The sequence below is a fragment of the Streptomyces sp. NPDC059957 genome (genome assembly GCF_042730015.1).
Classification (GTDB): Bacteria; Actinomycetota; Actinomycetes; order Streptomycetales; family Streptomycetaceae; genus Streptomyces.
In genome coordinates this window covers 72,990-77,339 of the sequence record NZ_JBHWMB010000038.1, presented here as the reverse complement: position 1 = coordinate 77,339, position 4,350 = coordinate 72,990, and the positions used below count along the sequence as shown (strand labels likewise).

The following is a 4,350-nucleotide window of genomic DNA, read 5'->3' as shown; positions in this document are numbered from 1 at the left end:
ATCCACGGCCGAGTACTCACACCATCCCGAACGGCCGAATCGTCACACCGGTCACGGCTGACCAGGACATCTCACCAAGATCCTGTTACGAGCTCATAGGCCCGGCCGCGGTGGTTCCCATCCATCGGGTGCTCGCGAACCGTCGCTCTCCGGCCTCTCGCTCTTCGCGTTGTGATGTGGCCCGTCTTCGCGGGAGATCTGAAGGTCGCGGGTTGGGCAGGTTAGTCGATGAGACGAGCCGACCGCCGGCAGTCCGCAATCCCCGTCGGCACCGCCAAGATGATGAGAGGCCCGCTTTCACACTCGGCCGACACGTCACGGGCCGAGGGAGGGCACGCGGCCGTAATTAAGCGCACACAGGCTCCTCGGCACCCCGGGCGTGTTCCCCGGCTACACAATTCCAGTCCGGACGATGCACGGCCTGAAGCCAGGCGGAATCGTGCCACCCAGGCATACCGCTCCCGCAGGGATCGGACCGCATCGGTCTGCGGTGGCGGACTTGCACCTACCGCCCATGCCTGTCACCGCTCAGACCGATCTCGCCAGTTCGCCGGTCCGATCTTGGTCGCTCCGCTTGCCGACACACCGCCGCAGCCATCAAGGCTCGTCCAAGTCAGCACCAGCCCAGCACGGTTGAGGTTCTCAGGGGTGATGACGGGTGATGGGAGGTCAGCACCAGATCAGCACCGGGATGCAGGAGGGCCCCGCCTAGAGGCGAGGCCCAAGCGCTTGACCTGCATGTTTGTTCTCGAAGGAGCATTCATGCTACGGGATGCGTCAAAAAAGGTGTGCAGGAACCTCATGAAATCGCTCTGACCTGCACGTTTACCCCTACTGCGCCTCAAAAGTCAGCACGAACCAGCACGGGGGCTCGCCATCAACGCTTGCCACGCTAACGCATGGCGCCCCCTGATCCGCCGCTCCCTTCAGATCACCCCGAAAAATTGGAGGACAATTCTTCGAGCCGTCGATCCTTGCGGCTCCCGAAAAGAGGCCTGCCGCAGCAGCACGCCCGCGTCGTACACGCCTCCTCAGTCCTGCGCAGTGGAACGGTGTCCGGGTGCACACCACGCTTGGGGGCCTCTGCGACCCGGTGCGCGCCCCTCGACCCACATCGGCTCGAGGTAGAGGACGGTACTCACTTACCGGTGATCACTTCACAAGGTGGCTGTGATCTTCGCTCCGCAGGTGACTATCCAGCAACAGCCACCACAGACAGGGGCCCCTCCCCCAGTCGTCACCGTGTGGAACGAGCGCCGCCACTGACACCCGCGGGCCCGGGCCGCGAGCGGCGACCCGGGCCGGCCGGCCGGCCCCTCAGTAAGGGCGGGGCGACATCACATGATCCTCGGCTCCTCGCGCCTCCAGAATGCAGCGCGGCAAGCCGGGACCCGGCGTTGCGCGCACGGACACGGGGGTCGGCGGATCTGTGGGCAGCTCTACGTGCACGGTGACGGGGTGATCATCGCGCGTCGTGGCGTACCCGGTCTCCTTGCCGTCGACGAGGACATGCACCACGGGCGTGTGGCCGCTCTGGACGGTGGCACTGACCGAGTGCCCCGCGTACTCGATGTGGAAGTGATGGCGTCGTCTCATCGGTGCCGCCTCTCGCCGATCGCCCAGATCCGCGCTCTGCCTCAAGCCTAGTCACGGCGCCCCCGCACGGCTTGCCCATCGCTGGGCCGACCACCCCGGCAGGGCGATCCATGACCAAGCACCGATTACCAGACGCCGAAGCGGGAATCATCACAGCCCGGCGGAATCCGGGAGTCGCGACCGAAAGCCGGCAGGCCATGGCGGATACCCATCCGATGGATCGGCAAGCCATACATGACGACTACGAGCGCGCCCGGCCGACCTTCCACCGCCGGCTCGACGCCGCCTCCGAGGCGGACCTCGCAAGGCCCACCCACGGCACCCGCTGGACCAATCAGCAGTTGCTGTGGCACATGCTCTTCGGCTACATGACCGTCCGGGCGCTGCGGGTCCTGGTGCGCGTCTTCGGACGGCTTCCCCGTGGGGCGAGCAAGGTGTTCGCCCGGCTGCTGAACGCGGCGACCGTGCCGTTCGACTGGGTCAACTACGCAGGCCCCTGCGGCGCGGTGAAGGTCTACGGGCGCCGTCGAATGGGCGCCGCGTTCGACCGCGTCACCGCCGACCTGCACCTGCTGCTGGTCAGAGGGTGCACCGGTCCTTGCGGCCCTTGCCGTGACAGCTCAGATGAGGGCCCGTACTCAGGCGGATGCCCTGGAGAGTGAGGCCGGTCAGTTCACTGACCCGCAGTCCGGTGTGAACGCCGGTCAGCAGCATGGCGTGGTCACGGCGTCCGGTCCAGGTGGCGCGGTCCGGGGCGGCGACCAGGACGTCGGCCTCCGCCGCGGTCAGGCAGTTGACGATGGACGGTCGAAGCGTTTGGGCGGGATCGCCAGGACGCACTGGATCACCTCCGCGCGCTCGGGGGCCCGCAGGGCCGCGTAGCGGAGGAACGAACGGAGCGCGGCCAGGCGTGCGTTGCGAGTCACGGCAGTGTTGCCGCGTACGGTTTCCAGGTGCTGGAGGAACGCCCCGATGGCCGGCGCGTCCAGGTCGGCGATGCTCAGCCGGACGGGCCGACGGCCGGTGCGCTGCTGGGCGAAGCCGAGCAGGAGCGTGAAGGTGGCCGGCTTGTGGTCAGGTGTGGAGGCGGCTGTTACCCGATGCGGCGTGCCGAAGCCTGCTCCGACAGCTGCCCGATCCGCCCCCAAGATAGGTGTACCACTGGGGTGTACTGGTGGTACACCCCAGTGGTACTGTGCGGTCATGCCTCTTCCCCGTTTCGATCGCCTGCCCGCAGAGCGCCGGGAGCTCATCCTGGGGGTGGCGCGCCGGCACTTCGCCGAACACGGCACCGAAGGCGCCTCCTACAACAAGATCATCGAAGCTGCGGGGGTCTCCAAGACCGCCGCCTACCACTACTTCGACGGCCGCGAGGACCTGCTCGCCGCGGTCCTCGATGGGGTGCTCGAGCGACTGCTCGACGCCCTGGGCCCCTGGGTCCCGGCCCGTGACAAGGCCGACTTCCGGTCCCGGTTCGCCGCCGGCTCCGCCGCCCTCGCCGTCCACCTGCGGGACAACCCGGAGGACCTGGCCCTCGCCGACGCCGCCATCGGGCGTACCCACGCGGGCCTGTGGCTCGACTGGTTCGGCGCCCTGGTCACGGACGGGCAGCGGCTCGGAGTGATCCGTACCGACGTGGACCATGGACTGCTGGTGTCGGTAACCGCGGCGGTCATCCGGGCCGCCGACGCCTGGGCCTTGGCCCGCATGACGACCGAGCCCCTCGCCGGAGCCGCGGACTTCTCCGAAGACGAGGCCTCGGCACAACTGTGGCGCCTGCTGCGCGGCTTGTGGGACGGGGCAGTCACCTCGGTCGCCACAGCTGCCGGAGAGGACCCGACCGATGCGCGCTGACCTGCGGATCTCCTGGGAGATTCCGGCTACCCCGCCCGGCCTCGCGGGACGCCTGGAGCGGTTCATGGGCCCCGGCAAGTCCCGTTCCGAGTCCGTGGTGGAGACCCTCGGCCTCCTCGGCTGCGCCCTCCTCCTGGCCGCCGGCCTGTGGACCTCGGGGACCACACGCGACTGGTCCACCGCGCAACTCGTCGTGGTCGCCCTGGCCGGGCTCGACCTGATCGGCGGAGTGCTCACCAACGCCACCAACGCCGCGAAGCGTTGGTACCACCGGGCCGACCCCGGGGCCAGGCGCGCCCGGCTGCTGTTCGTCTCCGCGCATCTGATACACCTCGCCGCGATGGGGCTGGTCGTCCTGTCCGGTGACCTCGCCTGGACGCTGACCAACGCCGCGCTGCTGCTCGGCGGGGCGGTGCTCGTCGAATTCGCGCCCGTGCACCTCAGACGTCCGGTGGCGATGGCCCTGTTGATGGCGGCCGTCCTGATCAACCTGTTCTGGCTGCCGGTGCCCGCCGCGCTCGCCTGGTTCGCGCCGCTGTTCTTCCTCAAGCTGCTCGTCTGCCACCTCGTGCCCGAGGCGCCGCTGGAGCGGAGGCGGAATGACTGAGACCGGAGCCGAGCGTTCCTGGCGGATCGACACCAACCCCGACCCGGCCGCCTGCGCCGAGCTGCTGGCCGCCGCATTCGCCCGGGAGCCCGCCGTCTCCTGGATCTGCGGCGGCTCGGCCCCCGTACGCAACCACTGGTTCCGGGCCATCCTGCGCACCCACGCCGGCCTCGACGGGGCCCGCCGTACCGCGCTCGTGGGCGCGGACGGCCAACTCCCCCCCGCAGCCGTCCCCACCCCAACAGGCGCAGGACCGGCAACGGGCACTCGCTCCCCCTGGGCCGCACTCAACA

Annotated in this window: 6 protein-coding genes; 4 read left to right on the top strand and 2 right to left on the bottom strand. The window is 69.1% G+C overall.

The features are described from left to right. Nucleotides 1-1,317 precede the first annotated feature (1,317 nt). Nucleotides 1,318-1,596, bottom strand: coding sequence for a hypothetical protein (locus ACFWBW_RS24795; RefSeq protein WP_385376133.1), 279 nt, complete (start codon nt 1,594-1,596; stop codon nt 1,318-1,320). Nucleotides 1,597-1,706: 110 nt separating this feature from the next. Here ACFWBW_RS24795 and ACFWBW_RS24790 point away from each other — a divergent pair, with 110 nt between their 5' ends. After that, a complete protein-coding gene (locus tag ACFWBW_RS24790; RefSeq protein ID WP_385376130.1) occupies nt 1,707-2,258 on the top strand; it encodes a hypothetical protein in 552 nt (183 codons plus the stop codon). A 123-nt stretch (nt 2,259-2,381) separates the two neighbouring features. Here ACFWBW_RS24790 and ACFWBW_RS24785 read toward each other — a convergent pair whose 3' ends face one another. Beyond that, nucleotides 2,382-2,744, bottom strand: a complete 363-nt coding sequence (locus ACFWBW_RS24785; protein WP_385376128.1) for a hypothetical protein — start codon at nt 2,742-2,744, stop codon at nt 2,382-2,384. A 55-nt stretch (nt 2,745-2,799) separates the two neighbouring features. On the opposite strand from ACFWBW_RS24785, the gene ACFWBW_RS24780 reads away from it, so the two are divergent. From ACFWBW_RS24780 to ACFWBW_RS24770, 3 genes are all read left to right on the top strand, one after another. Further along, nucleotides 2,800-3,450, top strand: a complete 651-nt coding sequence (locus ACFWBW_RS24780; RefSeq protein WP_385376125.1) for a TetR/AcrR family transcriptional regulator — start codon at nt 2,800-2,802, stop codon at nt 3,448-3,450. After that, entirely contained in the window at nt 3,440-4,057 is a 618-nt protein-coding gene (locus tag ACFWBW_RS24775; protein ID WP_385376122.1) for a hypothetical protein, read from the top strand. The genes ACFWBW_RS24780 and ACFWBW_RS24775 overlap by 11 nt, the downstream gene beginning before the upstream one ends. After that, nucleotides 4,050-4,350, top strand: a 301-nt coding sequence (locus ACFWBW_RS24770) for a hypothetical protein (RefSeq protein WP_385376119.1), incomplete at its 3' end; no start/stop codon positions are given. The genes ACFWBW_RS24775 and ACFWBW_RS24770, both read left to right, overlap by 8 nt.

What these genes read in the sequence shown, in the direction of transcription:
- ACFWBW_RS24790 (WP_385376130.1), top strand. Translation starts at nt 1,707, where the DNA reads ATGACCAAGCACCGATTACCAGACGCCGAAGCGGGAATCATCACAGCC.
- ACFWBW_RS24795 (WP_385376133.1), bottom strand. Translation starts at nt 1,596, where the DNA reads ATGAGACGACGCCATCACTTCCACATCGAGTACGCGGGGCACTCGGTC.
- ACFWBW_RS24775 (WP_385376122.1), top strand. Translation starts at nt 3,440, where the DNA reads ATGCGCGCTGACCTGCGGATCTCCTGGGAGATTCCGGCTACCCCGCCC.
- ACFWBW_RS24780 (WP_385376125.1), top strand. Translation starts at nt 2,800, where the DNA reads ATGCCTCTTCCCCGTTTCGATCGCCTGCCCGCAGAGCGCCGGGAGCTC.